Below are 25546 nucleotides of genomic sequence, written 5' to 3' on the forward strand. Positions count from 1 at the left end.
ACGCTGGACTCAGCTGATCTGTAGCGCACGTCCGTTGGGCGGGATATAAAGGTCCTGAAAATACATGACCTCGCCGCGTCGGTCGTACGCGAAGATTTCCAGCACGGCACCCGAGGTCTCCGCCTTCAGACGCAAAGCCTTGCACACGTATGCCGGGAAGACGCGTACCGCAAGTTGCTCACTGAACTTCGTGAGTGGGTGATGGAACTCACGAGCAAGCAGATCCTTGAAATTCGCGCCATTCAGTTTTTCCGTATCGAGGGTTGCCAGTTCGGGAAACACCTCGGCATCGAAGTAGAGATGTGTGTAAATCGTAAATTCATTGGCAATGGAAAACAGCCGTTCGATACACATGGGCCTCGCAGCCTGCAACCGCATAGACCAGTGGCCGCGCTCCTTCTCCGCGCGCCGCCGCACTACCTTCGAAAAGATCGGCAACAGCTGTCCCGTCGCTTCGTCGATGAACCGGCAGTGCTGAAAGGGCGCATGCATCATCGTCGATCCATCCGCGACGAAAGTGCCTGTACCGTGCTTGCGGACCAGCTTGCCCTCGTCGACAAGCATGCGGAGTGAGCGCTGCACGGTGCCAAGACTCAGTTCCATCATGTCCGCAAGCGCATCTTCCGGCGGAAGCTTTGCGCCAGTCTCCAACCGGCCGCTCGCGATCTCGTCGGACAGATAGTTACGCAGCAGCAGGTATTTCGGCACTCCGTTTTGCTGCGGCAATCGCAGCGCCGGAACCGCCGTTTGATCGTTGATGTTGTCCATATCTGTCTCTTTCATGCGCCCAACCGCCCTTGAGCATTGCCCCACTTTATTGGGCGCATCAGATTCACGGGAGACTGGTGATTACCCTCGATTGACATCGCCTCACAGGCTTCGTAGTATGTCCTATATAGGACTATAGCTATATCGCCCACAATATTATAGCAAAAGCCCGACTTGGAGACGACGGATGATCATTGAAGAGCGCATCTATACCTGCTACTGCGGCAAGGCCCAGCAGTACGTGAAGATGTATCAGGAAGAAGGCCTCGCCATCCAGCGGCCGATTCTCGGCAACCTGGTGGGTTATTTCACCAGCGAACTCGGCGTGCTCAATCAGGTGGTCCATCTGTGGGCCTACGAAGACCTCCAGGACCGCGCCGCGCGCCGCGCGCGCCTCCTTGCGCATCCCGAGTGGAAGGCATACGCCGCGAAGGTCCAGCCACTGGTACTCAACCAGGAAAACAAGATTCTCATCCCCGCGCCGTTCTCGCCGTGGGCGAATGGCGCGCCCCATCCGTCTGTCAACCAGTAACGTTCGAACACGCCACCATGAAGATCACAGAAGTCATCGCCCATCAGTTGCTCGTCAATGTAGACGAACCATTCACCTCGTCCCGCGGCTGGATCTACAAGACCAAGGGCGCGCTGGTCGTCGAGATCCGCACCGACGACGGCATCGTCGGCTGGGGCGATTGCTACGGGCCAGCGGCCGTCAACCGATCCATCGTCGAATCGCTGCTGCGGCCCTCGCTGATCGGACGCGACCCGTTCGACGTCGAAGTGCTGTGGGAGGAGCTGTATAACAAGGTCAAGGACTACGGCCTGAGCGGCATGACCATTTCGTCTATCAGCGGCGTCGACATCGCTCTGTGGGACATCATCGGCAAGTCTACCGGTCAGCCCGTCCACAAGCTGATCGGCGGCAGCTTCCGGACTTCGTTGCAGGCGTACGCAACCGGGCTGTACTTCAGGAACATGGACCGCCTCAACGAAGAAGCGGTCGAAGAGGCGCTCGGCTACAAGTCGCAAGGCTTCAAGGCGATCAAGATGAAAATCGGCCTCGGCTCGCTGAAAAAGGATATCGAGCGCGTGGCAGCCGTGCGCGATGCAATCGGCTCGGACATCGCGCTCATGGTCGACGCCAACCATTGCTTCAACGTTCCACAAGCGATCAACATCGGGCGGGAGCTGGAAAAACTCGACGTGCATTGGTTCGAAGAACCCATTTCCCCCGAAGACCTGGATGGCTATGTCGAAGTGTCGCGAAGTCTTGACATGGCCATCGCGGGCGGCGAGAACGAATTCACCAAATTCGGCTTCCGCCGAATCCTCGAACGGCGCGCGATGGACATTGTGCAACCCGACGTCTGCGCAGCGGGCGGTATCACCGAATGCAAGAAGATCGCTGCGCTCGCGCAGGCAAATTCGGTTCAATGCGTACCGCACGCATGGGGCACGGCAATCGGCCTGGCAGCCACAATGCACTTCCTTGCATCGCTGCCATTCACACCTCCTTGCCTGGTGCCGACGCCACCCATGCTCGAGTACGAACAGACGTTCAACCCGTTCCGCGATGAACTAAGTTCGGCTGACCTGACGCATCGCGAAGGGATGGTCAAGGTGCCTACGGGCGCCGGCCTCGGCATCGAAATCAATCGCGAAGTGCTCGAACGCTACAAGGTCGCATGAACATGGCCGCGCCCAATCTGCCTGTCGTCCTGTGCACGCTGCCGCTCGATCCCGCAGGACTCTCGTTACTTGAAGGCATTGCGCACGTGGTGGTCGCGCCCGACCCGTCGGCCGACACGTTGCGGCATATGATAGGCGACGCCGACGTGCTCGTCGTGCGCTCCCAACTGCCCGCCGATCTGTTCGAACGGCCGACCCGGCTGCGTGGCGTGGTGCGCAACGGCACCGGCCTCGATTTCATTCCCGTCGCGTCAGCGAGCTTGCACGGCATTCCCGTCGCGAATGTGCCGGGCGCCAACGCGCAGGCTGTCGTCGAATACTGTATCGGCGGATTCCTGCTCCTCTCGCGCCGCTTTGCAGAGATGGATAGCGGATTGCGCCGCGACGGCTGGGCCGCGGCGCGCGCGCTGTCTGCGAGCACGTCGGAGCTGTCGGGCAAGACAGTCGGCATCGTCGGCGTGGGGACGATCGGTGCGTCGCTCGCACACGCGTGCCACTATGGGTTCGGCATGCGCGTGATTGGCTCGCAGCCGCGCCTCGACGCCCTGCCGGCCTTCGTCGAGCCCGTGGATATCGACACCCTGTTTGCGCGCAGCGATTTCATTTCGCTGAACTGCCCGCTCACCGACGCGACCCGTCATCTCGTCGACGCTCAGCGCCTCGAATTGATGAAGCCGCATGCGGTGCTCGTCAACGCGTCGCGCGGTGCGGTGATCGACGATGCCGCCCTCGTCGACGCGCTCAGCCGGCGTTCGATCAAGGGTGCAATGCTCGACGTGTTCACCGAACAACCTTTGCCGACCAGCCATCCGTTCCACCGACTTGACAATGTCGTGCTCACGCCGCACGCCGCTGCACTGACGCAGGAAAGCACGGCGCGCATGAGTCTGGGTGCGGCACGCCAGGTCGTCCAGTTGCTGAAGGGCGAGCGGCCCGAACATCTGGTCAACCCCGAAGTTTGGGGAAAACATTCGGCGCGCTCCAATGCGAGCAGCGCGGTAACTGATTCCGGAGTGTCCTTATGAGCCAATTCGACGCAAACCTGCGCATCGAACGGATCCACGCTTTTGCCACGTCAGTGCCGGTCAAAAACGGCGTGACGCTCGGCATCGGCCGCGCTGTCAAGCGTGACTGCGTGATCGTCAAGGTGGAGACAGCTAGTGGGTTGACGGGCTGGGGCGAGGCGCATCATGGGCGTTGCCCGGGCGCCATCGCGCACCTGATCAACACGACGCTGAGCCAGCTCGTCGTGGGCATGGATGCCGCCGATGTGGTCGGCGTCTGGTCGCGCATCTACTCCCGCCAGCTCGCGAGTCACGGGATGGCCGGAGCGGCCGCCCTGGCGATGAGCGGTATTGACCTCGCCCTGTGGGACATTCGTGGCAAGGCCGTCGGCTGGCCCGTCTACAAGCTGCTTGGCGGATCGCGGAGGCCGATCCGAGCATACGCGGGCGGTATCTCGCTCGGCTTCCAGCCGGCCGAGGAACTCGTCGAGGAGGCACGCGCACTCGTCGCGCAAGGCTATCGCGCCCTCAAGCTGCGCTTCGGCGATGCGGTACGGCGCGATGTCGAACGACTGGAAGCGGTGCGCAAAGCATTCGGTGACGACATCGATATCATGGTCGACGCGAATACGGGCTACAGCATGGACGACGTGCGTCTCGCGATGCCCGCGCTCGAAGCGAATCGCGTGCTGTGGCTCGAAGAGCCGTTCCCGCCGCACGATCACCGAAGCTATCGCGAAGCGAACCGGCTCGGGCCCGTTCCGCTTGCAGCCGGCGAAAACCACTTCACGCGCTTCGAGTTCAATCGCGTGATCGAGGATGGCGTGATTTCCATCTTGCAACCGGATCTCTCGAAGACGGGCGGTATCACGGAAGGGGTCCGCATTTCTGCAATGGCATCAGCATACAAGCTGCGAATCCATCCCCATACATCCGCAAGCGGCCTTAACATGGCGGCCAGTATCCACATGCTGAGCGCGATCGACAACGTCGGCTTCTTCGAAGCCGACGTGGCGCGCGAAAACGCCTTCCGCGACAGTCTGACGACTCGCCCTGACCGCCTTGACGCGAACGGCTGCGTGATCGTTAGCGACGCGCCGGGACTGGGAATCGAAGTAGACGAAGCGTTTCTTGCGGCTCACCCGGTAATCGATGGTCCCGCGTACGTTTAAGAGCCGCGACATAGACCGGCCAATATCAGATAAAACAGGAGACAAACATGCAATTCCTTCGGCGCGCTTTCGCTGCGTTCGCTGCATTGGCACTTTCCACGCTCTGCGCGACGTCCGTCGCGCACGCGGACACCTTCCCTGACAAACCGATCCACATCATCGTGCCGTATGTACCGGGGGGCTCGACGGATTTGCTTGCACGCGTCGTCGCGAAGCAACTGGCCGCGCAATGGGGGCAGCCCGTTATCGTTGAGAATCACCCGGGAGCCAACGGGATCATCGGTGCCGACCTGGTCGCGAAGGCACCTGCCGATGGCTACGTGATCGGGATTGCGTCTCCCGGCACGCACGCGGCCAACGCGAGCCTCTACAAGCATCTGCCCTACGACACGGTCAAGAGCTTCACACCGATCACGTTAGCTGTTAACGCACCGCTCGTGCTCGTTGCACATCCGTCGTTGCAGGTCAAGACCGTGCAGGAGTTGATCGCGAAGGCGAAAGCCAGTCCAGGAACGATCAGCTATGCATCGGGCGGCATAGGCTCATCTCAGCATCTGGCGATGGAACTGTTCGATCACATGGCCGGCATCTCAATGACGCATGTGCCGTACAAGGGTTCGGCGAACTCGTACACGGATTTGCTGGGCGGCCGCGTGAAAATCGAATTCGATGCCTTCACGGCTGCCATGCCTTACATCAAGTCCGGTCAGTTGATCGCACTCGGCGTCGCGGCCTCCAAACGCGTACCCGCATTCCCGAACTTGCCTACCGTGGCCGAGTCCGGTGTTCCGGGTTTCGAGGCGTCGTCGTGGTACGGATTCGTCGCCCCCGCGAATCTGCCCAAGGACGTGCTCGCGAAGCTGAACGCTGGCATCGTCAAGGCATTGCAGACACCGGCCGCTCACGAGACGCTGACCGGCGTCGGCCTCGTCGTGGTCGGCGATACGCCCGATCAGTTCGCGCAGTTCATCAAGGACCAGATTGCGCTGGCGGGGAAGGTCGTCAAATGGGCTGCAATCAAGCCGCAATAGCACCACTAACACGCATTCGGCCTAAACAGCACCCTCAGGAGGAAACAGACATGGAAGGTCTGCACAACCCACGCACTCGCGACTATGTCGGTGGCGCGTTGATGTTTCTGCTGGGCATGGCGGCGACGGTGCGCGGTACAAGCTACGGTATCGGCGACCTTGCCGATATGGGACCCGGCTTCACCCCCGCCGCGATCGGCGTCATTCTCGCCGTGACGGGCATCGCGATCGCGTTCGCGGGCCAGTCGGCTGGCGCGGCGGCATCGCGCGCCAGCGGCGATGCCGCGCCGCAATGGCGTGGATGGATCTGCATCGTGCTCGGCATTATCCTCTTCATCGTTTCTGCCGCCTACATTGGGCTGTTGCCCGCGACCTTCGCGATTGTCTTCGTATCGGCGCTGGGCGATCAACGCAACACGTTGAAAAACGCTTTCTGGCTGGCGATTGCGGTCTGCGTCGTGTGCGTGGTCGTGTTCTGGTGGGGATTGAAGATCCAGTTGCCGCTCGTTCGTTGGGGTTGAGACATGCTTTATCAATCGTTGGTGGATCTATGGCAGGGGTTCGGCGTTGCACTCGAACCGCACAACCTGATGTGGTCGTTTTTCGGCGTGCTGGTCGGCAACCTGATCGGCGTACTGCCCGGCATGGGAGCGCTGTCAGCCATCTCGATGCTGCTCCCGCTCACCTATGCGCTGCATCCTATTCCCGCGATCCTGATGCTGGCCGGCATCTTCTACGGATCCCAGTATGGCGGAGCGATCGGAGCGATCCTGTTGAACCTGCCCTGCCATCCGCCTCATGCCGTCACCTGCCTCGACGGCTATCCGATGACCCGGCAAGGCCGCGGCGGAGCGGCGCTCGGCATTACGATGATCGCATCGTTCTTTGCCGCGTCGTTCGGCATCATGGTCATGGTGTTCGCGTCGCCCGTACTCGTACGCGTCGCATTCCAGTTCGGCCCGACTGACATCTTTTCGATCATGCTGCTCGGCCTGCTGGTCGGCGCGACGATGAGCAAGGGCTCGAAGCTCAAGGGCGTCGCGATGACCGCAGTCGGGCTACTGGTCGGCGTGGCAGGCACCGATGTGAACACGGGCGTGGCGCGTTTCACGTTCGGGTTTACAGAGCTCTCCGACAAGGTGGAACTCGTCGCACTCGCCATGGGGCTATTCGGAGTCGGCGAGTTCCTGCGCGGCGTCAACCGGATGGATGTAGTGGGAAGTGCCGCCAAGGTAAGGTTGCGCGATATGCGGCCCGATCGCCAGGATCTGAAGCGCGCGTTCTTTCCGATGCTGCGCGGTACGATAATCGGCAGCCTGTTCGGCGCGTTGCCCGGCACTGGACCGACCATTACCACCTTCATTGCGTACGCGTTCGAAAAGAAGATATCGAAGACGCCCGAGCGCTTCGGACATGGTGCGCTGGAAGGCGTCGCCGCGCCGGAGGCGGCATCGCATTCGAAGACCCAGGTCGATTTCATTCCGACCATGAGTCTGGGGATTCCGGGCGATGCGGTCATGGCGCTGCTACTCGGAGCATTGCTGATCCAGGGCATTCAGCCTGGACCGCAGCTTATTACTGAACACGCTGATCTCTTCTGGGGATTGATCGCCAGCTTCTGGGTCGGCAACGTGTTGTTGATGCTGCTGAACGTTCCATTGATCGGTGTCTGGGTCAAGCTGCTGCGCGTGCCGTATCGCTATCTCTTTCCGACCGCGCTCTTTTTCATTGCTGTCGGGGTCTACAGCACTAACAACAGCCTTTTTGAAGTGGGCGAAGTACTCGTGTTTGGCGTAGCGGGTGCAATCTTCCTGGCACTCGACTTTCCCATTGCGCCGATTCTTCTTGGTTATGTCCTGGGTCCGATGGCCGAAGAAGATTTCCGTCGCTCTCTTTTGCTGTCGCACGGGGACCTTGCCGTATTTGTGCACAAGCCGATCAGCGCAGCGTTCCTCGGCATTTGCCTGGTGCTGATTCTCGCGCAGATCGTACTGGCGCTGCGTCGAAGCTGGACCGGCAGGAAGGAGCGTGAAGAACACAGACTGCGAAATTCGTTGAACGGGACCGAACCCCTGCACACGCACTCGTCGACTCGTGGGTGACGCGGGCAGAATTCGGTCCATTCGCTGCCGAAGACAAACGTCGTTTGCTGCCGCTCAGCCTCGCCGCCGAAGATTCGTGTCAGTTGGGCGGCAATTTGTCCACGAATGCGGGCGGAGTCAATGTCGTGCGGTACGGCATGACACGCGAACTGGTGCTGGGTCTCGAGGCAGTCCTGCCGAACGGCGAGATCTTTCATGGACTGCGCACGCTGCGTAAGGACAACACGGGTTACGACCTGAAGCAATTGCTGATTGGCGCGGAAGGAACGCTGGGCGTCATCACCGCGGCGGCGTTGCGTCTGTATCCGCGCAACGATGTGCGCGTGGTCGTGCTGGCGGCGGTGAATTCGCCGCAACAGGCGCTGGATCTGTTCGAGCTTCTGTTTGAACGCGGTGGTCCGCGCATGCAGGCATTTGAATTTTTCACGGCCGAATGCGTGGATATGGTACTGGCGCAGGTCGAGGGCATCCGTGTACCTTTCCGCGAGCGTCACCCAGCCCATGTGCTGATCGAATTTGCCGACACCGTGGACGAACCGGCGTTGCGCGCGCTCGTCGAGACGGTGATGGGCGGGGCGCTCGAGCGCGACCTGTGTGTGGATTCCGCAATATCCGCAGTCATCGCGCAGGTCAACAGCATGTGGCGGCTTCGCGAGGAGATTTCGGAGGCGCAGCGCGCGGATGGTCCGCATCTGAAGCACGACGTCTCACTGCCAATCGCTTCGATTCCCGCATTCCTTGCGTCGGTGCAAGAGCGGATCGACAAACGTCATCCTGACGTGCGGCTGATCGTTTTCGGCCATTTCGGCGATGGCAATCTTCACTACAACCTGTCGCGCCCAGAAGGTGCGCCGCGCGACTTCTTCGCGCAACATGGGGAAAGCTTGACCGCCGAAGTGCTCGACGAGGTCGCGCGTTATGGTGGCAGCATCAGCGCAGAACACGGTATCGGGCAACTGAAGCGCAACTATTTTAATCGCTATAAAGATCCGCTCGACATTCGCCTCATGCGAGAGATTCGAAAGTGCCTCGACCCCCACGGCATTATGAATCCTGGCAAGATCTCTTAAGCGATGCGGGCACGGCGGATCGGCGGGCGCGAGGGCGCATCGGAGCACCGTAACAACAGCCATGACAGTCCTCACGTCAACCGACGCGCCTCAGGAGATTCACCTTGAACTGGAATCTGCCGTCGCTAGCCGCGCTGCGCATCATGGAGGCGTCGGCGCGACACGGCAGCTTTACGCGTGCGGCGCGCGAGCTTCATATCACGCAAAGTGCAGTGAGCCGCCAGATCCGGTTGCTGGAGGAGTCTCTAAACGTTCGGCTCTTCGAGCGCACGCAGCAGCGCATTACTCTAACGCCTGCGGGCGCTGAATATTTGCGAAAAATCCGCGGCCCACTGGATGAACTCCAGAAGGCGACGCTCGCACTCGTCACCGGAGAGACCAATGCGGGGGTTCTAAACGTAGCGACGCCACCCGCGTTCGGCATGCACTGGCTGGTCCCCCGGCTGCCACGCTTTCAGCGGCAGTATCCTGACATCGTCATCAGTCTTGTCACGCGCAACGCGGTCTTCGATTTCTTGACAGAAGAGATCGATGCCGCTTTTCATTACGGCAACGACGACTGGCCGAATGTGGCCTCCATGCCGCTGACGGGCGACAAACTCGTGCTGGTGGCCTCGCCGGCCTACTTGGATCGCGCCGCGCCGATCCGCTGCCCGGCCGATGTGGCGAACGCCGTGAAGCTGCAGCCGATACGGCGGCCCAACCTGTGGCGAGACTGGCTGGCAGCGGCGGACGTAGACGAGGCTAATCCTTGGGCAGGGCCGCGCTTCGAGCACTACTATCTGATCCTCGAGGCCGCCGTTGCCGGCCTTGGTCTCGCCATCCTTCCGCGTGTGATCGTGGCCGAAGAGCTCGAGTTCGGCCGGCTCGTGAATCCGCTGAAGATGGAGTTCGACAGTCCGGACTGTTATCGCCTGGTATATCCGCCCAGCAATGAGAACGACGTCAAGTTATGCGCGTTCCGCAACTGGCTCAAGGCGGAATCGGCTCGTCCATAAAAGTCGCGCATCAGTTTGCTGTTCACTTGCCGACGGATATCGCATCGGGCGATCCGTTTGCGCTTGGCCGAAGCATGGCGACTCCCCTGGGACTCTTAAGGCGATGACAAATCGTCATGCCGTGACAACTTTATATCGTTTGCAGGGTCCCGACCATCCGCCGAGAATCAGACAACAGACTGGCTCAAGTGCTCGAGTGTTAGGTGTTCAAGTGCAAGGCCAGTTCGCTCGAGGTTCATAACAGCCCAGATCCACAGGAGTGCGCTGCGGATTCGAGGCACCATTGTGCGATTTACGAAGGAGACGATATGACGATCACGGTACGCCGCATGGGGCCCGGCTTTGCCGCCGAAATCTCGGGTGTGGATCTTTCGGCGCCTTTGCCGGAAGATAGCTGGCGGCAGATTTACGAGGCGTTTCTGCAGCATAAGGTCATCGCCTTTCACGATCAGAAGTTATCGGCGGCTGATTTCCATGCTTTCGGCGAGCGGTTCGGAATAATCGAGCCCCACACGGTCGAAATGTATCGCCATTCGGAACGTCCTGGGATCACACTCCTGTCCAACCGCACTGAACTCGGCAGACCGAAAGGTATCAAGGACGCAGGTTCGCACTGGCATTCTGATTATTCATACAAGGCAGTGCCGGCGAAGGCGACCATGCTGTACGCGCTGGAAACGCCCGACGAAGGCGGCGATACCCTATTCGGCGATCTCGCCGCAGCCTATGAGGCGCTTCCCGACGATATGAAGGCAAAGCTTCATGGTCTCAAGGCGCAGCATCACTACCGCTGGCACGTGGACCGCAATCATCCCGAGGGACGCTGGCAGTTGCTGACCGAGTCTGAGCGGGAACAGACGCCCGAAGTGATACACCCCGTCGTGCGCCGCCATCCCGAGACCGGTGAACTGTCTATCTTTGTATTTCCTGGCCTGACGTCCGGTGTGAAAGGCATTCTCGGCATGGAGCTGGCGCAGAGCAAAGCGCTTTTGCAGACGCTCTACGAGCACTGCGATCAAGCCGATTTTCAATTTCGCTACAAGTGGCGCACGGGCGATGTCCTCGTCTGGGACAACCGTGCGACGATGCATTGCGCCACGACTGACAAGCTACCACCTGATCAATTCCGCTCGATGTGGCGTATCAATACGACCGGAACGGCGCCCATCGCGGGCTGACGTTGATCGGTACCTTTGCGTCATTCCGGGCGGTGCGTCTGCGACGCGAATCCGCCCGGCCACTACAAGAAAGAGAGACGACCGGCGGCCGCTACGCACACCCAGGAGACAACGCAATGAGTCTGAGTTCCACGCAGGCCATTCCTGCACAGGCGTCGCAACGACGCGAAGAAGCGCAGAAGTTTCAGATGTCATCAGTATGGACGGCTTTCTTCGGCTTTTTCATCGACGTCTACGACCTGTATCTGCCCGTGATGATCCTTGCGCCGGCCTATTTGTATTTCAAGCCGCCGCAGCTCGTTTCGCCGCTGCTGGATTCCTTCATCTTCGCCGCCGCCTTGCTCGGACGTCCGGCAGGTGCGTTGTTCTTCGGCTACTTCGCCGATCGCCTGGGCCGCAAGCGCGTGGCGTCGGTGACGATGGCCGGTGCGGGCACAGCCGTCCTCCTGACCGCGTGCATGCCGGGCTATCAGAGCATCGGTACCGCGTCGATCGCAGGGCTAATCGTATTACGCTTCCTGACGGGCTTTTTCGCTGGCGGCCAGTACACCGGTGCAGTAACACTCGCGATGGAAACCTGTCGGCATTCGCGACGCGGCTTCTATGGCGGCCTTATCGGCTCAAGCTCGAACCTCTCGTTTATCGTGATGTCGCTGCTCGGGCTGCTACTGCTTCATCTGCTGCCTCATGCGGGACTCGATTCGCCTTACGTGCAATGGGGCTGGCGCGTTCCCTTCGTACTCGGCGCGGGATTGGCGTTTGGATTTCGCTACTACATGACACGGCACGTTGAAGAGTCGCATCGCTGGCTCGCCTCCGGTGAAGGCCGAACGTCGTTTGCGGCGCTATTCCGTGGCGTGCAGGTCGGCAGCCTTGTGCAGGGCTTCCTGCTGATGAACGGCTTGTGGCTCGCGTACATGGTTCCAGCGGTAATTATGCCGGCTATGCTGCGTACAGTTGTCAAGCTGAACGCGACGCAGGTTACGACGATCATGCTCATTGCGAGCGCAACCGCATTCTTCGGGTTCGTCCTCGGCGGTGTCGTCAGCGACAGGGTCGGACGGCGCATGGCGTTTCTGTCGCAGGGAATCGCGGCCACCGTCATTGCGCCGATCCTGCTGTATATCCTGGTCCGGCTTCCCGGGGATCAACTGGTTCTGGCCGGTGCATTGCAATCGATCGCATTCTTCCTGGTCGGGCTAGTGTGGGGTTCGGGGCCGCACAGTTACCTCAACGAGCGGTTTCATACCGGCAATCGTTCGGCGGGTTATGGCATTGCATTCAGCTTCGCGATCATCCTTCCGTCGTTTTTTGCCGTCTACCAGAACTGGCTGTCGGCCGTCATGCCGTTGCGCGACACGGCGCCACTGCTGCTCGTGATCGGCGGCCTCGTGGTGGTGATCGCGGCCTTCATAGGGCCGGAAACTCGGAAGGTTAATTACCTCGACCAGTAACGCGCAAGGAAACTGGGATTGCACGCGGGAATCGCAACGACGCGAGGCAGTCCGTCATCCTTTGGAGATGTCTCTTGGATAGCAGAAAACACATGCGAACCGGCGGTGAAGTGCTGGTGGACGCACTGCGCATCAACGGCGTGGACCGGATCTTTTGCGTACCGGGCGAGAGTTATCTCGCGGTGCTTGATGCGCTATATGACGCAAGTGGCGACATCGACCTCGTCGTATGCCGGCAAGAGGGCGGCGCTGCGTACATGGCCGAGGCGTACGGCAAGCTAACGGGCAAGCCCGGCATCTGTTTCGTTACGCGAGGGCCCGGCGCGACGAACGCTTCGGTAGGGGTGCACACAGCGTTTCAGGATTCCACGCCGATGATTCTCTTCGTCGGACAGGTGGCGCGCGAGCAGTCGGATCGCGAGGCGTTCCAGGAGATCGACTATCGGCGAATGTTCGGCCCGCTCGCAAAGTGGGTCGTGCAGATCGATGACACCGCGCGGATTCCCGAACTCATCGGGCAAGCGTTTCACCGCGCAGTGAATGGCCGGCCGGGCCCGGTGGTTGTTGCGTTGCCGGAAGACATGTTGACCGATTGCGCCGATATCGCCGACGCCCGCGCTTACACGCGAGTCGAAGCAAACCCGGCCGACGCGCAGATGGAACAACTGCGTGGGCTGCTTTCATGCGCCGAACGGCCACTGATGATCGTGGGAGGCGGCGGTTGGGACGCTGCCGCGGTCGACGATATCAGGCACTTCGCGGAACTGGCGGACTTGCCGGTGGCGGCGTCGTTTCGCTGCCAGGACCTTTTCGATAACAGTCATCCGAACTACGCCGGGGACCTTGGGCTCGCTGCACCGCCACTGCTGACACGACGAGTGAGGGACGCGGATCTGCTGCTGGTCGTGGGCGCACGCCTGGGCGAGATGACTACCGGCGGCTATACGCTGGTGGACGTGCCCGTTCCAAGACAGCGTCTTGTTCATGTGTATCCCGGCATCGAAGAACTGGGGCGCGTCTATCAGGCGGATTTGCCGATCAACAGCGGGATGAAAGCCTTTGCGGCCAGAGCAAGGGCGCTTGGTCGGATCGAACGACCCGCTTCGGTGTGGACCGAAGGCGCTCATGCCGACTACCTCGCGCATGTCGAGCCCAGTCGGCTGGGGCGCGCGCCGGGCGCCGTGCAGATGGAGGAGATCATCGAATGGCTGCGTGGCCGCCTGCCTGCGGACGCCATTCTGACGAATGGCGCCGGCAACTACTCGGCTTGGTTGCATCGCTTTTATCAATACCGGTCGTTTCGTTCCCAACTGGCGCCGAGCAATGGTTCGATGGGCTACGGCGTGCCCGCGGCGATCGCGGCGAAGCTAATGGCGCCTCAGCGCATGGTGGTATGTCTCGCCGGCGACGGTTGCTTCCTGATGAACGGACAGGAACTCGCCACGGCCGTTCACTATCGCGCCAACGCGATCTTTATCGTGGTCAACAACGGCATGTATGGGACGATCCGGATGCATCAGGAGCGGAGCTATCCGGGCCGGGTCAGCGGGACGGCGCTGACGAATCCCGATTTCGCGGTTCTGGCGCGTGCGTACGGAGTGCATGGAGAATTTGTCGATACCACGGCCGCGTTCGCCCCCGCGTTTGAGCGCGCGGCTGCTTCTGGTCGGCCTGCGCTGATAGAGATCCGAGTTGATCCGGAAGCACTTACGCCGCGTATGAGCCTGACCGAAATACGCGAACAGGCATTGGCACAACTCGCGCGGTAAGAGAAAGTACCAGTGCGGGATGCGCGGACTATCCCGAGCGGCTGCCCGATCCAGATTGCCCGTCACGAGGAGCTTCGATGGATTTTGGCCTGAATGGAAAAACCGCGCTCGTGTGCGATGCGAGCAAGGGACTCGGCTTCGCCTGCGCTAGAGCATTAGCGGCAGAAGGCGTTGCGCTCATCATGGTTGCGCGGGGCGCCGATGCGCTTGAGGGTGCCGCGCGGGAGTTGCGCAGCCACGGCGGCGCGGTGGTCGCCATCGCCGGTGACATTACGACACCGGCCGGGCGACACGACGCGCTGGCAGTCGCAGCGCAACTTCCGGCGGGGCGCCGGGACAATTCGATATCGTCGTGACGAATGCCGGCGGCCCTCCGCCCGGCAACTTCCGCAACTGGAATACGGAGCAATGGATGCGCGCGATCAACGCGAACATGCTTAGTGCGATCGAGTTGATCCTTGCGACGGTCGACGGGATGATCGAGCGCCGTTGGGGACGTATCGTCAACATCACCAGCGCAGCAGTGAAGGCGCCAAACAGCTATCTGGGGTTATCGAACGGCGCACGTTCCGGACTGACCGGCTTTGTCGCCGGCGTCGCGCGTGAAGTCGCGCCGCATGGTGTGACGATCAACAGTTTGCTGCCCGGCAGCTTCGACACCGAACGGCTGCGCGGCAACTTGCAAAATCTTGCATCAAAAAAGGGGATTCCTTTTGAGGTGGCCCGTGACGCACGGTTGCGCGAAATACCGCCCGGCCGATTCGGCCATCCAGAAGAATTTGGTGCCGCGTGTGCATTCCTCTGCAGCGTTCAGGCCGGCTATATCAACGCGCAGAACCTTCTGCTCGACGGTGGGGCGTATCCGGGGACGTTCTAATCGCGAGCGTCGGCGGGCTCAGAGGTGGCGCTGCTCGTTCGGACAGGGGCCTGAGATTTTTAAGTGGAACCACCGGAGCATTCATGCAGCCGATTTGATCGCAGGCAGCGTCGCGAAGTATGCCTCAAACGAGAACACGAACGGCCTTCTGCGGCAATACTTTCCAAAGGGCACAGACCTATCCCGTTGGAGCGCTCGAGAGATCCAGGCCGTCGCCAATGCACTAAATACCAGGCCCCGGAAAACGCTTGGTTGGAAGACACCGGTCGAAGCTCTGGACGACTACCTAAAATTTGTTTAACAATCTAGTGTTGCGACGACCGGTTGAATCCGCCCTGGCTGCCCCGGTCGCTATGCACGATTACGCCAGCTTCCGGGCGGCGCCGGAACCACGCCATGCGCAGTGCGTCCGTGACCAGTTCAGCCTTCATGTGCGGCTGCATCGACCAGCCCACCACCTGCCGGCTAAACAGGTCGATGACGACAGCGAGATACACCCAGCCCTCGGCCGTCGCCAGATAGGTGATATCGGTCGTCCAGACCTGGTTCGGTGCGGTGGCGGTGAAGTTGCGCTTCAGCAGGTTCTTTGCGACCGGCCGGTCGTGGTTCGAGTTCGTCGTCTCGATGTACTTGCGCTTGTGGCGCGCCCGAATGCCATGCTGCGCCATCAGCTTTCGAACCCGCTCCTTGCCCACGCGCACGCCGCGTGCGAGCAGTGTCAGCGGGCGGCGTTATAGAGCCAAATCAGGGGCGGCGTAATCGGGCCACCTCATGGGAGGCGTAATGAGGCCACTCAAGGCTCGGCATGTAGAAGCACAGCAGTAGCAGGCAGCAGCGCGATTCGAACTTTCCCAATGGGTACCGACGTGACGACAGAGATCTCGAGAAGATTAATCAACCACATAGCGCGGTTGAGCACTATGAGTCACATTTAAAGAAGCCGACGATGTTCTGCGTGATGTCTCGCCCAGCCTCATCGTAGTTGCAAATGAGGTAACGGCTGCCGTACAGAGCGGTGCGGGAAACCACGTATAGGCGGAGCATGAGCATTTCGCGTAAGTTCTGGTCATACCACGGCCGTACCTGGTTGTAATTATTGGTCTTACCACGGTTTTACCGAGAGTCTATCGTGCAGATTGTTCGTCAAGAAGAGGACAGCAAAGGCTTCGAGAAGGTCTTCTCCTTCCTTCGCGACCTGTTGCTGCAGGGCGCCATTCAACCGGGCGATAAGCTCATCCCCGAGCGCGAACTCGCTTTGCAGCTGGGCGTGAGCCGTCCCGTCGTACGCGAGGCGTTGCGCGCGCTGGCGATGATCGGCGCGGTTGAAATTCGCGAGCGCGTCGGCACCATCGTGACCCGACCGGATGTATCGACACTTGGCGATTTCTTCGCCTTCGCGCTCGCGCAGGAAAAGGACGTCGTCGAGGACGTGATGGAAGCGCGTATCGCCATCGAATGTCAGTCAATCCGACTTGCGTGCCGCCGCGCGAAGCTTGCCGACCTTGAGCGCATGCGGGCGGCGCTCGACCAGATCGAGGCGACGGTCGATCAGCTTGAGCTTGGAAGCCAGGCGGACTTCGAGTTTCACGCAGCGCTCGTACAAGCTGGCGGCTCCAAGACATTGATCAACCTTCATCGCACGGTCGGCGCGCTGCTCATGCATTCGCATCGGCATCGCCGTGAGACTGTTCAGCTTCACCCGGATATCAAGTCGCGTGTCATCGCCGATCATCGCCGGATTTTTCAGGCGGTAGTCGATCGCGACGAGCAGGCCGCCGACCAGGTCTTACGCGAGCACTTCGGCATCGGCGACGAGTATCGGCACAAGGCCGCAACCGAATGGAAGTCTTCCTGAGCGCTGGGTGGTCTGGCGCTTTCAACATTCTCTAAAGAGATCAGAAGAGGATTCGATGTCACAAGGCACAGCGTTGCGCACGGTGGGTTTCATCGGGTTGGGTACCATGGGGCGCGAAATGGCGCTGAACCTGTTAAAGGTGGGCATTGCGGTGCGGGTGTTCGACGTGCGCCATGAGGCAGTCGACGAACTGGCGGCGCTCGGCGCCCACGCGGCGAGCAGCGTGGCCGACGCGGCGCGGGGTGCGGATGCAGCCATCACGATGCTGCCCAACACACCCGACGTGGAAGCGGTCGTGCTCGGAGAAGCGGGCTTGCTGGCCCATCCGCCGGCGGGGCGCCTGATCATCGACATGAGCACGATTGCGCCCGCAGCGGAGCGACGCATGCACGCGCAGTCCGCGGCGCAGGGCATCGAATATGTCGATGCGCCGGTGTCGGGCGGTCCCATCGGTGCCAGGAATGCCACGTTAACTATCATGGCCGGCGGCACGGCGCAGGGCTTCGAGATGGCGCGGCCGTTCTTCAAGGCAATGGGCGCGACAGTCACGCACGTCGGCGCGAGCGGAGCGGGCCAGACAGTGAAGCTCTGCAATCAGCTCATCTGCGGCATCAATATCCAGGCCATCTGCGAAGCGCTCGCGCTCGGCCGCGCGTCGGGCGTGGACCTCAAACAGTTGCGCGAGGTCCTCCTGGGCGGCTCGGCAGCATCCTGGATGATGGACAAGCTGGCGCCCGCGATGATCGACGGTGATGCGTCCGCGGGCTTTCGCATCGACCTGATGCTCAAAGACCTGCGCCTCGTGCAGGAGCAGTCGCACACGCTCAACGTGCCGTTGCCGGCATCGGCGCTGGTAACGAACCAGTATCTCGACGCGGTCGCGCACGGGGAGGCACGCAACGGCAATCACGCGTTGTTCCGCGTGTACGACCGCATGACGGCCCAGAGCGCCAACTAGTCGCCCGCTTCGCACATCGCTCTCACCGCCATGACGAACCTCGATTTCTCCACTGTCCTTGAGCACTGGCCGGAACTGATGCAAGGCGCGTTCCTGTCGCTGATTCTCGCGATCGCAGCGACGATACTGGGATTCGTCATCGGCACCCTGTGCGCGATCGGCCGCCGAAGTTCGATTGGCTGGCTTGCCGCGACCTGCGGCGGCTATGTCGAGGCGATCCGCAACACGCCATTGCTCGTGCAGATCTTTCTGGTCTATTTCGGCCTTTCTAGTATGGGTTTGCGGCTCTCCGCGGTCACCGTGGCGATCCTCGCGCTTGTCATCAACGTGGGCGCGTACGCGGCCGAGATCATGCGCGCGGGCTTCGATTCGATCCAGCGCGGCCAAATCGAAGCGGCCGAGTGTCTCGGGTTGTCGCGCCTGCAGGTCTATTGCCATGTGATTCTGCTGCCGGGCCTGGAGCGTGTCTATCCCGCGCTCACGAGCCAGTTCGTGCTGATGATGCTCGCTTCGTCTGTGTGCTCGCAGATATCGACCGAAGAGCTCACCGCAGTCGCGAACTTCGTTCAGTCGGAGACGTACCGGCCGCTCGAAACGTATCTCGTCGTTGCGGCGGCATATGTGGTGCTGTCGCTGCTGATGCGAATTGGCTTCTGGACGCTGGGAACGTGGCTGTTTCCCCGACGTCGCAGACTCGGCACGCCGCTCTGACGCGCGCTCATTACACGGATATTGAAATGCCTGGACATCTGAACGCCACTCATCTCGAGTTTTTGATTGACGGAGCGCTCTGGACGGTCGTGCTCTCGCTGGTCGCGCTGATCGGCGGCGGCATGGGTGGCTTCCTTGTCTCGCTGGCCCGCATCTCCCCGCGCGAAGGCGTGCGGATGGCCGCAACCGGCTACGTGCAGCTCATACAGGGTACGCCGCTTCTGGTCATCATGTTCGTGACATATTTTGGATTGCCAACCATAGGGGTAGCGATTTCCCCGCTCGTCGCGGCGGGCTTCTCGCTCACGTTGAATGTCAGCGCCTATCTCGGCGAGATCTGGCGCGGCGCGATCCAGTCAGTGCCGAAACCACAGTGGGAAGCAGCAGAGTGTCTCGCGCTCAGTCGCACGCAGCGCATGTTCAGGGTGATTCTCCCGCAGGCGGTCAGGATTGCCACACCGCCGACAGTCGGCTTCACGGTGCAGGTCATCAAGAACACGTCGCTCGCGTCGGTAGTGGGATTCGTCGAACTGGCTCGCTCCGGGCAGATCATCAACAACTCGCTGTTTCAACCGTTCATCGTGTATCTGATCATAGCCGCTGTCTATTTCTGCTTGTGTTACCCCATCTCGCGTCTTAGTCGCTCGCTCGAACACCGCACCGGATTCGCGCGCGAGCTGAAATTGGAGGCCATCGCGCATGACTGAATTTGTACAACCGGTCACAGAGGCCGCGCTTTACCACCCCGGCGCATCGGCAATCTTTCCGCAGGCTGCCGATCCCGTCGTCCTGGTCAAGGACGTGCACAAGCGCTTCGGCGCCACGCAGGTCCTGAACGGCGTGAGCTTCGAAGTGGGTCGCGGCACGGTGACCGTGATCATCGGGCGAAGCGGCTCCGGCAAGAGCACGGCCTTGCGCTGCATCAATCGCCTCGAAACGATCGATCGCGGCGAGATCACGGTGTGCGGGCACCGGGTGGACGATCCGAACGTATCGCTCAAGGTGCTGCGGTTGGATGTCGGCATCGTGTTTCAACAATACAACCTGTTTCCGCATCTGACGGTCGAGCAGAACATTGCGCTCGCGCCTCGCCTGGCGAAGTCGGTTCCCAAGCACGAGGCGCGCGAACTGGCGCGTGAGGCCATCCAGCGAGTAGGGCTGGCGGACAAGGCCGATGACTATCCCGAGCAGCTTTCGGGCGGTCAGCAGCAACGCGCGGCGATCGCCCGTTCGCTCGCGATGCAGCCGAAGGTCATGCTGTTCGATGAAGTTACCTCGGCGCTCGATCCGCAACTGACCGGCGAGGTGCTGCGCGTCATCGAGGACCTGGCGGCCGGTGGCATGACCATGATCATGGTGACGCACGAAATGGGCTTCGCGCGCAACGTCGCGGATCAGGTGTTGTTCATGCATCAGGGACGCGTCTGGGAACGCGGGGGTCCCGAGATCATGCGCGCGCCGGTGTCTGCCGAATTGGCGCAATTTCTCGACAGCGACCTGTAACGCGTTGCCGCACAGGCGGAGCAACATGCGATGACAAATCTATTCGATATCAACAAGGAGACCCCATCACCATGATGAACAGAAGGAAGCTCACACTGGCCGCGATCACAGCCTGCGTTCTGGGCACGGCCATCGGCGCCGCGCACGCGGACGTGCTCGACGACATCACGAAGTCGAAGTCGATCCGCGTCGCGACCGACCTCGCCATTCCGCCCTCGGGGATGATGGATGCGGGCATGAAGCCGATCGGATCGGACGTGGAAACCGCGCAACTGCTCGCGAAGGACTGGGGAGTCAAGCTCGATTTCGTGCAGACGACAGGCGCGACGCGCATCCCGAACCTCCAGACCGGCAAGGCGGATGTGGCCATCTCGACGCTGTCGGTGACGCCCGAGCGCGCCACGGTGATCGATTTTTCGAAGCCTTACGCGGTGCTCGAATCGGTCATTGGGGGGCGCAAGGACCTGCCGGTCAAGAGCATCGACGATCTGAAGGGCCGAACGGTCTGCGTCACGCGTGGCACGACACAGGACCTTGAAGTGACGAAAATGTCGCGTGACAAAGGCTTTCAGGTCGCCCGCTACGACGACGATGCGACCGACGTGACTGCCGCGGTCAGTGGTCAGTGCGATCTGATCGCCACGTCGCTCACCATCGTCAACCAGATCACGAAGAAGACACCCGATCGGCCGTTCGAGAAAAAAGTCGTGCTGCACAAGTTCGATCTGGCGATTGGCGTGAAAAAAGGGCAGACGCAGTTGCTCGCGAAGCTCAACGAGTGGATCGACGCGAACCTGAAAAACGGCAAGCTTAACGCCATCTACAAGAAATATCACGGCAACGATCTGCCGCCCCAGATGCGTTGAGCAGGCTCTAAACCATAAAGGCGCGCGCGTGGCGCGCCGCGACCTTCAACACAACAAAAGGAGTTTGGGATGCGCATCGTAATCGGTTCGGATCACGCGGGATGGTCGTTGAAATCCACAGTGACCGGCCATATCAAAGCGTTGGGACACGAGGTCATCGACGTCGGTGGCTTCAGCGACACGCCGGTCGATTTTCCGGACATTGCGCAGCTTCTGACGAGCGAGGTCCTGACGGGACGTGCCGAGCGCGGCATCATGGTGTGCGGCACCGGAGTCGGCGCGTCGATCGCGGCGAACAAAATAAGGGGCATTCGCGCGGCGGTGTGTCATGACATCCATTCGGCGCACCAGTCTGTCGAGCACGACGACGTCAACGTCATGTGTTTAGGCGCTCAGATCGTTGGTGCGTGGCTCGCGACGGATCTGATCGATGCTTTTCTGGGTGCCGAATTCTCGACCGACGAAGATTTCCGCCGGCGGGTGGAGAAGCTGAACGCGCTGGAAAAGAGCCTTAATGTCTGAGCGGGGAGACAGCGCATGAAACAGGGTCATGTCGTCGTGCTCGGCAGCGTGAATGTGGATCTGGTGCTGCGTTGCGCGGCCTTGCCCGTCCCCGGACAAACCGTGAAGGGCAGTGATTTCCAGCGTTTGACGGGTGGCAAGGGCGCTAATCAGGCGGTGGCCGCGGCCCGCATGGGGGCATCGGTGCGATTCGTCGGCGCCGTTGGCGCGGACGAGTCCGGACGCCTCGCGCGCGCCGCGCTGAGCGCGAACGGCGTCGACGTGCGCCATCTGAAGGAGGTGAGCGATGTCGCGACGGGCGCCGCCATGATCCTCGTCGATCAAGCCAGCGGGCAGAATTGCATCGCGTTGTATGAAGGTGCGAATGCGCATGTCGATACCGCGTTGGTCGATGCGGCTGCCGACGATATCGCGTCGGCCGCGCTGCTCGTGTGTCAGCTCGAAACGCCCGAGTCCGCGACGCTCCATGCTGCTCGGATTGCGCACGAAGCAGGCGTGCCGGTCTTGCTGAACCCGGCACCCGCGATGCCGATCGATGCGGCGTTGCTTGCGTTGGTCGATATCCTCATTCCAAACGAAAGCGAGGCCATGGTGCTCGCGGAGCAGCCTGCGGACGGTGCATTCGACCAGGATCGTGCGCTCGACGTGCTGCTTGGAAAAGGCGCTCGATCGGTACTGATCACGCTGGGCGTCGATGGCGTGCTATACGGCGACGGCAGGACGCGGCTGCGCCGCGAAGCCTATATGACGCAGGCAATCGATACATCCGGCGCGGGCGATGCCTTCATCGGCGCGTTCGCCGCGGCGCTCGTTTCAGGCAGGCCGCTGGAGCACGCGATCGAATTCGCGCAACGTGCGGCGTCGATCAGCGTGACGCGTCGAGGCGCGATGGCTTCGCTGGCCTATGCGCGAGAGCTTGCGGGAGATGGTTGATGACGACCGCACAGCCTCGGATTCGGGCTGCGCCATTCGTTGGTTTGCATGATTTTGTTCCTCCTGAGGCACCGGCAAATGGCGGCTCGGACCCGTGGCGAGAACAGATTTACTTGAAGAAATGCTGCATGAAATTGTTCTTTCAAGGGCTATGGAAGTCATTTTTGTAGGTTTGCCGACGCCCGGGCCGCACTTTGGATGGGATCCAACGTTCTCATGTCGTTCAATCCTCGAGTGCTTCAATCGTATTGGCAGCCGCTTGTCGGACTGTTCGCGCGCTCAGCAACAGCCGGCTGGCGCGCATTCAGTCGTTTCCGAACAGTCCGACGCTGCAAGAGCAGATGCAGGTGGTGAACGGCGTCGGCAGGAAGCTGTTTTCATTCAGACAAGGGACGAGAACAAATTCATGCAAAATTCGGAAACAAAAGTTTGCAAACCAACGGCGGACCGCATGCACTATTCTGACATCCTATGCATTTGACTTAAATATAATTAACCATTTCGAACGTTGTGTAGGAATGCTTGACATAGATGCGGATGCTTTCAAAATCTGCGTCCCATCCAAACCATACGAGTCAGCACGTAGGGAGACGCCGCGGAGTTGCCCGCGGCGTAGCGGTGATAACCCGCGCTTATCACGGCAAAGCGGGGCAAGGTGAGGACGACGGGGAGTGAGACTTTGCCAACTTTTCGGCCATTGCTGACGTTCGAGGGGCGGTCACAGTGCGGCAACTTATAGGCGGCGGATTGCCGCCACTCACACGATCGTAGCCTCGAATGACAGATGCCGATGCAGTGAACGAGTACTCTCGACCCGTTGGTGCCGGTCAAGCCGTAAGATCTGAAAAGGCGGGTATTAGTGTCGAGCGGTCGCTCGGTAAGTAAGTCCTTGCCGTACTCAAGTGCTTTGTCCTTGTGACCTGCGGCGGTGATGCGGTGGAAGCCGAGCTGGCTATCGCGGGTTGCAAAAGCTAATCTGGTCCGATCCATGTCGCGTAAAGCCTGTTCGCCGGACAACGCGGCCTGTGAGGGATTCTTCGGCAGGCTGAAGACCGAGATGTTCTATCCACGAGACTGGCGTTCGACGACGCGACTATTCTTTTGAAGAACAATGTGCAACGAAATCGGGCTAGGATGACCAAGGAAAAGCCTACAGGATCTATGTGAACGAATCCAAGTAACGCATTTCGTGACGTATCGGCAATGGTCAAGACGGTGCGTGGTCACCTCTTACGTCCAGGTGAAATCGCGTGTTTCTGAAGGGAACTTAGACGACTCCCGTCGGGGGCTCTTCCAGGTTGTCAAATACCGGGCTGTTTCGGAGGGTCAGGCACGCGTCGACCACCTTGCCGGGCCGCCTCTGTTGCGAGTCATCCTTGTGCTTGAGGGCCGTCTGCCTTCGGAACTCAAGCAGGTCGCGGAGATCCTTGACGTCCCATACGTAGAACAGGTAGTTCCCGAGTCCTGATCAACCGCAGTAACAGACGCCGGTACTTGCTCAAGTTTCATTTTCTTTGCGTTCAATCTCCAGGAGCTGTCGCAAATCCACCTGCAAAGCATCGCAAAGAATACATTTCGCTATAACATTCGACAGTGTTCATTTCATCGCTCAAAAAGATACACAGAAGACTTATGCTGAATTGAAATTTGCCCTGTTAGTTGGGCCGACCGATCGCTAAGAATACGAATGGGACGATAGTATCATCATACGATTTCGTCGATGCCGCGATCTTCGATGCGATCCGTGAACGTGGCGACCGCGGCCTTGAAGAGCCGCGAGTAGTGACGGTACGAGTCGAAATCGGTGGGCAGCAGGATCGCATCCGGCGCGAGCACGGCCGCCTTCATCATGCCCATGGCCGAAAACACGCCGAGCGCGCGGGCTTCGTAAGTGGACGTGGTGACCACGCCGCGCCCCGCGTAATCGCGCAGTTTCGCGAAACTGCGGCTGCCGTCTTCGAGCGTTTGCGGCGCGGCATTGCGCCCGCCGCCTATCACCACCGCCTTGCCGCGCAACTCCGGATAGCGCAAAAGCTCGACGGACGCGTAGAACGCGTCCATGTCGAGATGCGCGATACGGCGGCTTGCTGGATTCATGGGGGCGGACAAGGAGAAACGGATGTGTGCCCGTTATGTTACCTTGCTCCGCTCTCGCAAGTACCGCCTAGAAGCGATAGCTCACGCCGAGCTGCACGACCGGATAGACCTTGTAGCGCTGTACCTTGTCGCTGATCTGCTGTTCCTGTTCGTCGATGTTCGCCTGCGTCGTGTACATCGAATAGATGGCGGGCACGTTGTAATGCGTGCGCGGCCGGCCGTAGGCCACGCCCAGATCGAACGTGAGGCCGAAACCCTTCGAGACCGGCTTGTGTCCGTAACCGATGCCGAGATAAGGCATCACGCGCGGCAGCGTGACAGTTGCGGAGGGCGCGCTGCCGACGGCCGGCACAGAGTCGTCGCCGATCTTATAGTTGCCTTGCGCGTTGGGCACCGCCTGCGCCGAGAGTTCGTCGTCGTTGATCAGGGCGCCCGCGGTCAGGCGAAAGCCGCTCGACCTGAACGGAAACACGTCGAGATAGAGGCCGCCTTGCAGCAGCTTGAGGTGGCCGTTGTATTGATTGTCGTTGACGTTGAACGAATGCGAGAAGCCGAGACCTTCGAATTCCGCATGCACGCCCGTCCACGCATTGAGCGGCAACGCGGCGCCGATGCCCGCGCCCAGGGTGCCGCCGTGTCCATAAATCTCTTGCGCCTGCGCTGCGCCCGTCATGAGCGCGAATGCTGCCATCGCGACGAAAGCCGCACTTTTTACCTGCTGTTTCACCCGTACCACCGCTTGTCTCCCGACAAAATCAATTGCATGCCGGTGACTTTACGGTGTACCTGCGCAGTTCAAATGAATGAAAAGCGGGCAATTGTTGAGGCTCTTCGCACTCAAGTTGGGTGGCGTGGAAAAAGCGGAAATTATGCCCCGCAACTTCTGCCGAACAGGCGATCGAGGCGGTGTGGCCGTGCGAAACAGGCCCTGTTTGAAGGGGTATTTCGATGAACGAGATGAACCGGGCGCTTTGACGCGGGCGCGCCGA

Annotated in this window: 22 protein-coding genes and 6 pseudogenes; 24 read left to right on the plus strand and 4 right to left on the minus strand. The window is 60.6% G+C overall.

Features of this window, described 5'->3' with window-relative positions; translation table 11 throughout:
* Positions 1-9 precede the first annotated feature (9 nt).
* Positions 10-768 (minus strand): GntR family transcriptional regulator, encoded by a 759-nt coding sequence (locus tag VOM14_RS10575; RefSeq protein ID WP_327628660.1) that lies wholly within the window; start codon positions 766-768, stop codon positions 10-12.
* Positions 769-955: 187 nt separating this feature from the next.
* Here VOM14_RS10575 and VOM14_RS10580 point away from each other — a divergent pair, with 187 nt between their 5' ends.
* The 14 genes and pseudogenes from VOM14_RS10580 to VOM14_RS10645 form a co-directional block, all read left to right on the plus strand.
* The gene (locus VOM14_RS10580; protein WP_327628661.1) at positions 956-1300 is read left to right on the plus strand and encodes an NIPSNAP family protein; all 345 of its coding nucleotides are present in this window, start codon (positions 956-958) and stop codon (positions 1298-1300) included.
* A gap of 17 nt (positions 1301-1317) precedes the next feature.
* Positions 1318-2457 (plus strand): mandelate racemase/muconate lactonizing enzyme family protein, encoded by a 1140-nt coding sequence (locus VOM14_RS10585; RefSeq protein ID WP_327628662.1) that lies wholly within the window; start codon positions 1318-1320, stop codon positions 2455-2457.
* Complete coding sequence (locus VOM14_RS10590; RefSeq protein WP_327628663.1) at positions 2454-3482, plus strand: hydroxyacid dehydrogenase; 1029 nt, start codon at positions 2454-2456, stop codon at positions 3480-3482. Before VOM14_RS10585 ends, VOM14_RS10590 begins: the two co-directional genes overlap by 4 nt.
* Positions 3479-4633, plus strand: a complete 1155-nt coding sequence (locus VOM14_RS10595; protein ID WP_327628664.1) for a mandelate racemase/muconate lactonizing enzyme family protein — start codon at positions 3479-3481, stop codon at positions 4631-4633. Before VOM14_RS10590 ends, VOM14_RS10595 begins: the two co-directional genes overlap by 4 nt.
* 47 nt (positions 4634-4680) lie before the next feature.
* Positions 4681-5664, plus strand: a complete 984-nt coding sequence (locus VOM14_RS10600; protein ID WP_327628665.1) for a Bug family tripartite tricarboxylate transporter substrate binding protein — start codon at positions 4681-4683, stop codon at positions 5662-5664.
* A 50-nt stretch (positions 5665-5714) separates the two neighbouring features.
* Positions 5715-6185, plus strand: coding sequence for a tripartite tricarboxylate transporter TctB family protein (locus VOM14_RS10605; protein ID WP_327628666.1), 471 nt, complete (start codon positions 5715-5717; stop codon positions 6183-6185).
* Positions 6186-6188: 3 nt separating this feature from the next.
* Positions 6189-7766, plus strand: a complete 1578-nt coding sequence (locus VOM14_RS10610) for a tripartite tricarboxylate transporter permease (protein WP_327628667.1) — start codon at positions 6189-6191, stop codon at positions 7764-7766.
* Positions 7767-7789: 23 nt separating this feature from the next.
* A pseudogene (locus VOM14_RS10615) lies at positions 7790-8836 on the plus strand (FAD-binding oxidoreductase); the annotation flags it as partial.
* A 104-nt stretch (positions 8837-8940) separates the two neighbouring features.
* Entirely contained in the window at positions 8941-9834 is an 894-nt protein-coding gene (gene gcvA, locus VOM14_RS10620) for a transcriptional regulator GcvA (protein WP_327628668.1), read from the plus strand.
* Between the two features lie 308 nt (positions 9835-10142).
* A complete protein-coding gene (locus VOM14_RS10625) occupies positions 10143-11012 on the plus strand; it encodes a TauD/TfdA dioxygenase family protein (RefSeq protein WP_327628669.1) in 870 nt (289 codons plus the stop codon).
* Between the two features lie 116 nt (positions 11013-11128).
* Positions 11129-12466: an MFS transporter gene (locus tag VOM14_RS10630; protein WP_327628670.1), complete on the plus strand. Its 1338-nt coding sequence runs from the start codon at positions 11129-11131 to the stop codon at positions 12464-12466.
* A gap of 92 nt (positions 12467-12558) precedes the next feature.
* Positions 12559-14235: a thiamine pyrophosphate-binding protein gene (locus VOM14_RS10635; protein WP_327628671.1), complete on the plus strand. Its 1677-nt coding sequence runs from the start codon at positions 12559-12561 to the stop codon at positions 14233-14235.
* 77 nt (positions 14236-14312) lie between these two features.
* A pseudogene (locus VOM14_RS10640) lies at positions 14313-15112 on the plus strand (SDR family oxidoreductase).
* A 124-nt stretch (positions 15113-15236) separates the two neighbouring features.
* Positions 15237-15413: pseudogene (locus VOM14_RS10645) on the plus strand (transposase); the annotation flags it as partial.
* Positions 15414-15447: 34 nt separating this feature from the next.
* Here the strand turns inward: VOM14_RS10645 and VOM14_RS10650 are convergent.
* Positions 15448-15828, minus strand: a pseudogene (locus VOM14_RS10650) (IS3 family transposase); the annotation flags it as partial.
* A gap of 413 nt (positions 15829-16241) precedes the next feature.
* Here VOM14_RS10650 and VOM14_RS10655 point away from each other — a divergent pair.
* From VOM14_RS10655 to VOM14_RS10700, 10 genes and pseudogenes are all read left to right on the plus strand, one after another.
* Positions 16242-16967 (plus strand): FadR/GntR family transcriptional regulator, encoded by a 726-nt coding sequence (locus tag VOM14_RS10655; RefSeq protein ID WP_327628672.1) that lies wholly within the window; start codon positions 16242-16244, stop codon positions 16965-16967.
* A 7-nt stretch (positions 16968-16974) separates the two neighbouring features.
* Positions 16975-17925: an NAD(P)-dependent oxidoreductase gene (locus tag VOM14_RS10660; protein ID WP_327628673.1), complete on the plus strand. Its 951-nt coding sequence runs from the start codon at positions 16975-16977 to the stop codon at positions 17923-17925.
* 30 nt (positions 17926-17955) lie between these two features.
* Positions 17956-18636, plus strand: a complete 681-nt coding sequence (locus VOM14_RS10665; protein WP_327628674.1) for an amino acid ABC transporter permease — start codon at positions 17956-17958, stop codon at positions 18634-18636.
* A gap of 26 nt (positions 18637-18662) precedes the next feature.
* A complete protein-coding gene (locus VOM14_RS10670; RefSeq protein ID WP_327628675.1) occupies positions 18663-19343 on the plus strand; it encodes an amino acid ABC transporter permease in 681 nt (226 codons plus the stop codon).
* Positions 19336-20139 carry an amino acid ABC transporter ATP-binding protein gene (locus VOM14_RS10675; RefSeq protein WP_327628676.1) on the plus strand — a complete coding sequence of 268 codons (804 nt, stop codon included), beginning with the start codon at positions 19336-19338 and terminating at the stop codon, positions 20137-20139. Before VOM14_RS10670 ends, VOM14_RS10675 begins: the two co-directional genes overlap by 8 nt.
* Before the next feature lie 71 nt (positions 20140-20210).
* Positions 20211-21005 carry a transporter substrate-binding domain-containing protein gene (locus VOM14_RS10680; protein ID WP_327628677.1) on the plus strand — a complete coding sequence of 265 codons (795 nt, stop codon included), beginning with the start codon at positions 20211-20213 and terminating at the stop codon, positions 21003-21005.
* A gap of 69 nt (positions 21006-21074) precedes the next feature.
* A complete protein-coding gene (rpiB, locus tag VOM14_RS10685; RefSeq protein ID WP_327628678.1) occupies positions 21075-21527 on the plus strand; it encodes a ribose 5-phosphate isomerase B in 453 nt (150 codons plus the stop codon).
* A gap of 15 nt (positions 21528-21542) precedes the next feature.
* Positions 21543-22460 carry a ribokinase gene (rbsK, locus tag VOM14_RS10690; protein ID WP_327628679.1) on the plus strand — a complete coding sequence of 306 codons (918 nt, stop codon included), beginning with the start codon at positions 21543-21545 and terminating at the stop codon, positions 22458-22460.
* Positions 22461-22554: 94 nt separating this feature from the next.
* Positions 22555-22941: a hypothetical protein gene (locus VOM14_RS10695; protein ID WP_327628680.1), complete on the plus strand. Its 387-nt coding sequence runs from the start codon at positions 22555-22557 to the stop codon at positions 22939-22941.
* Positions 22942-23403: 462 nt separating this feature from the next.
* Positions 23404-23550 (plus strand): annotated as a pseudogene (locus VOM14_RS10700) (IS3-like element IS1397 family transposase); the annotation flags it as partial.
* A 620-nt stretch (positions 23551-24170) separates the two neighbouring features.
* Here the strand turns inward: VOM14_RS10700 and VOM14_RS10705 are convergent.
* Both VOM14_RS10705 and VOM14_RS10710 read right to left on the minus strand, forming a co-directional pair.
* Positions 24171-24557 (minus strand): annotated as a pseudogene (locus VOM14_RS10705) (DNA polymerase Y family protein); the annotation flags it as partial.
* A 67-nt stretch (positions 24558-24624) separates the two neighbouring features.
* Positions 24625-25293: a hypothetical protein gene (locus VOM14_RS10710; protein WP_327628681.1), complete on the minus strand. Its 669-nt coding sequence runs from the start codon at positions 25291-25293 to the stop codon at positions 24625-24627.
* Positions 25294-25546: the final 253 nt, after the last annotated feature.

Origin of the sequence: Paraburkholderia sp. MPAMCS5, from assembly GCF_036016995.1 — a bacterium.
Classification (GTDB): domain Bacteria; phylum Pseudomonadota; class Gammaproteobacteria; order Burkholderiales; family Burkholderiaceae; genus Paraburkholderia.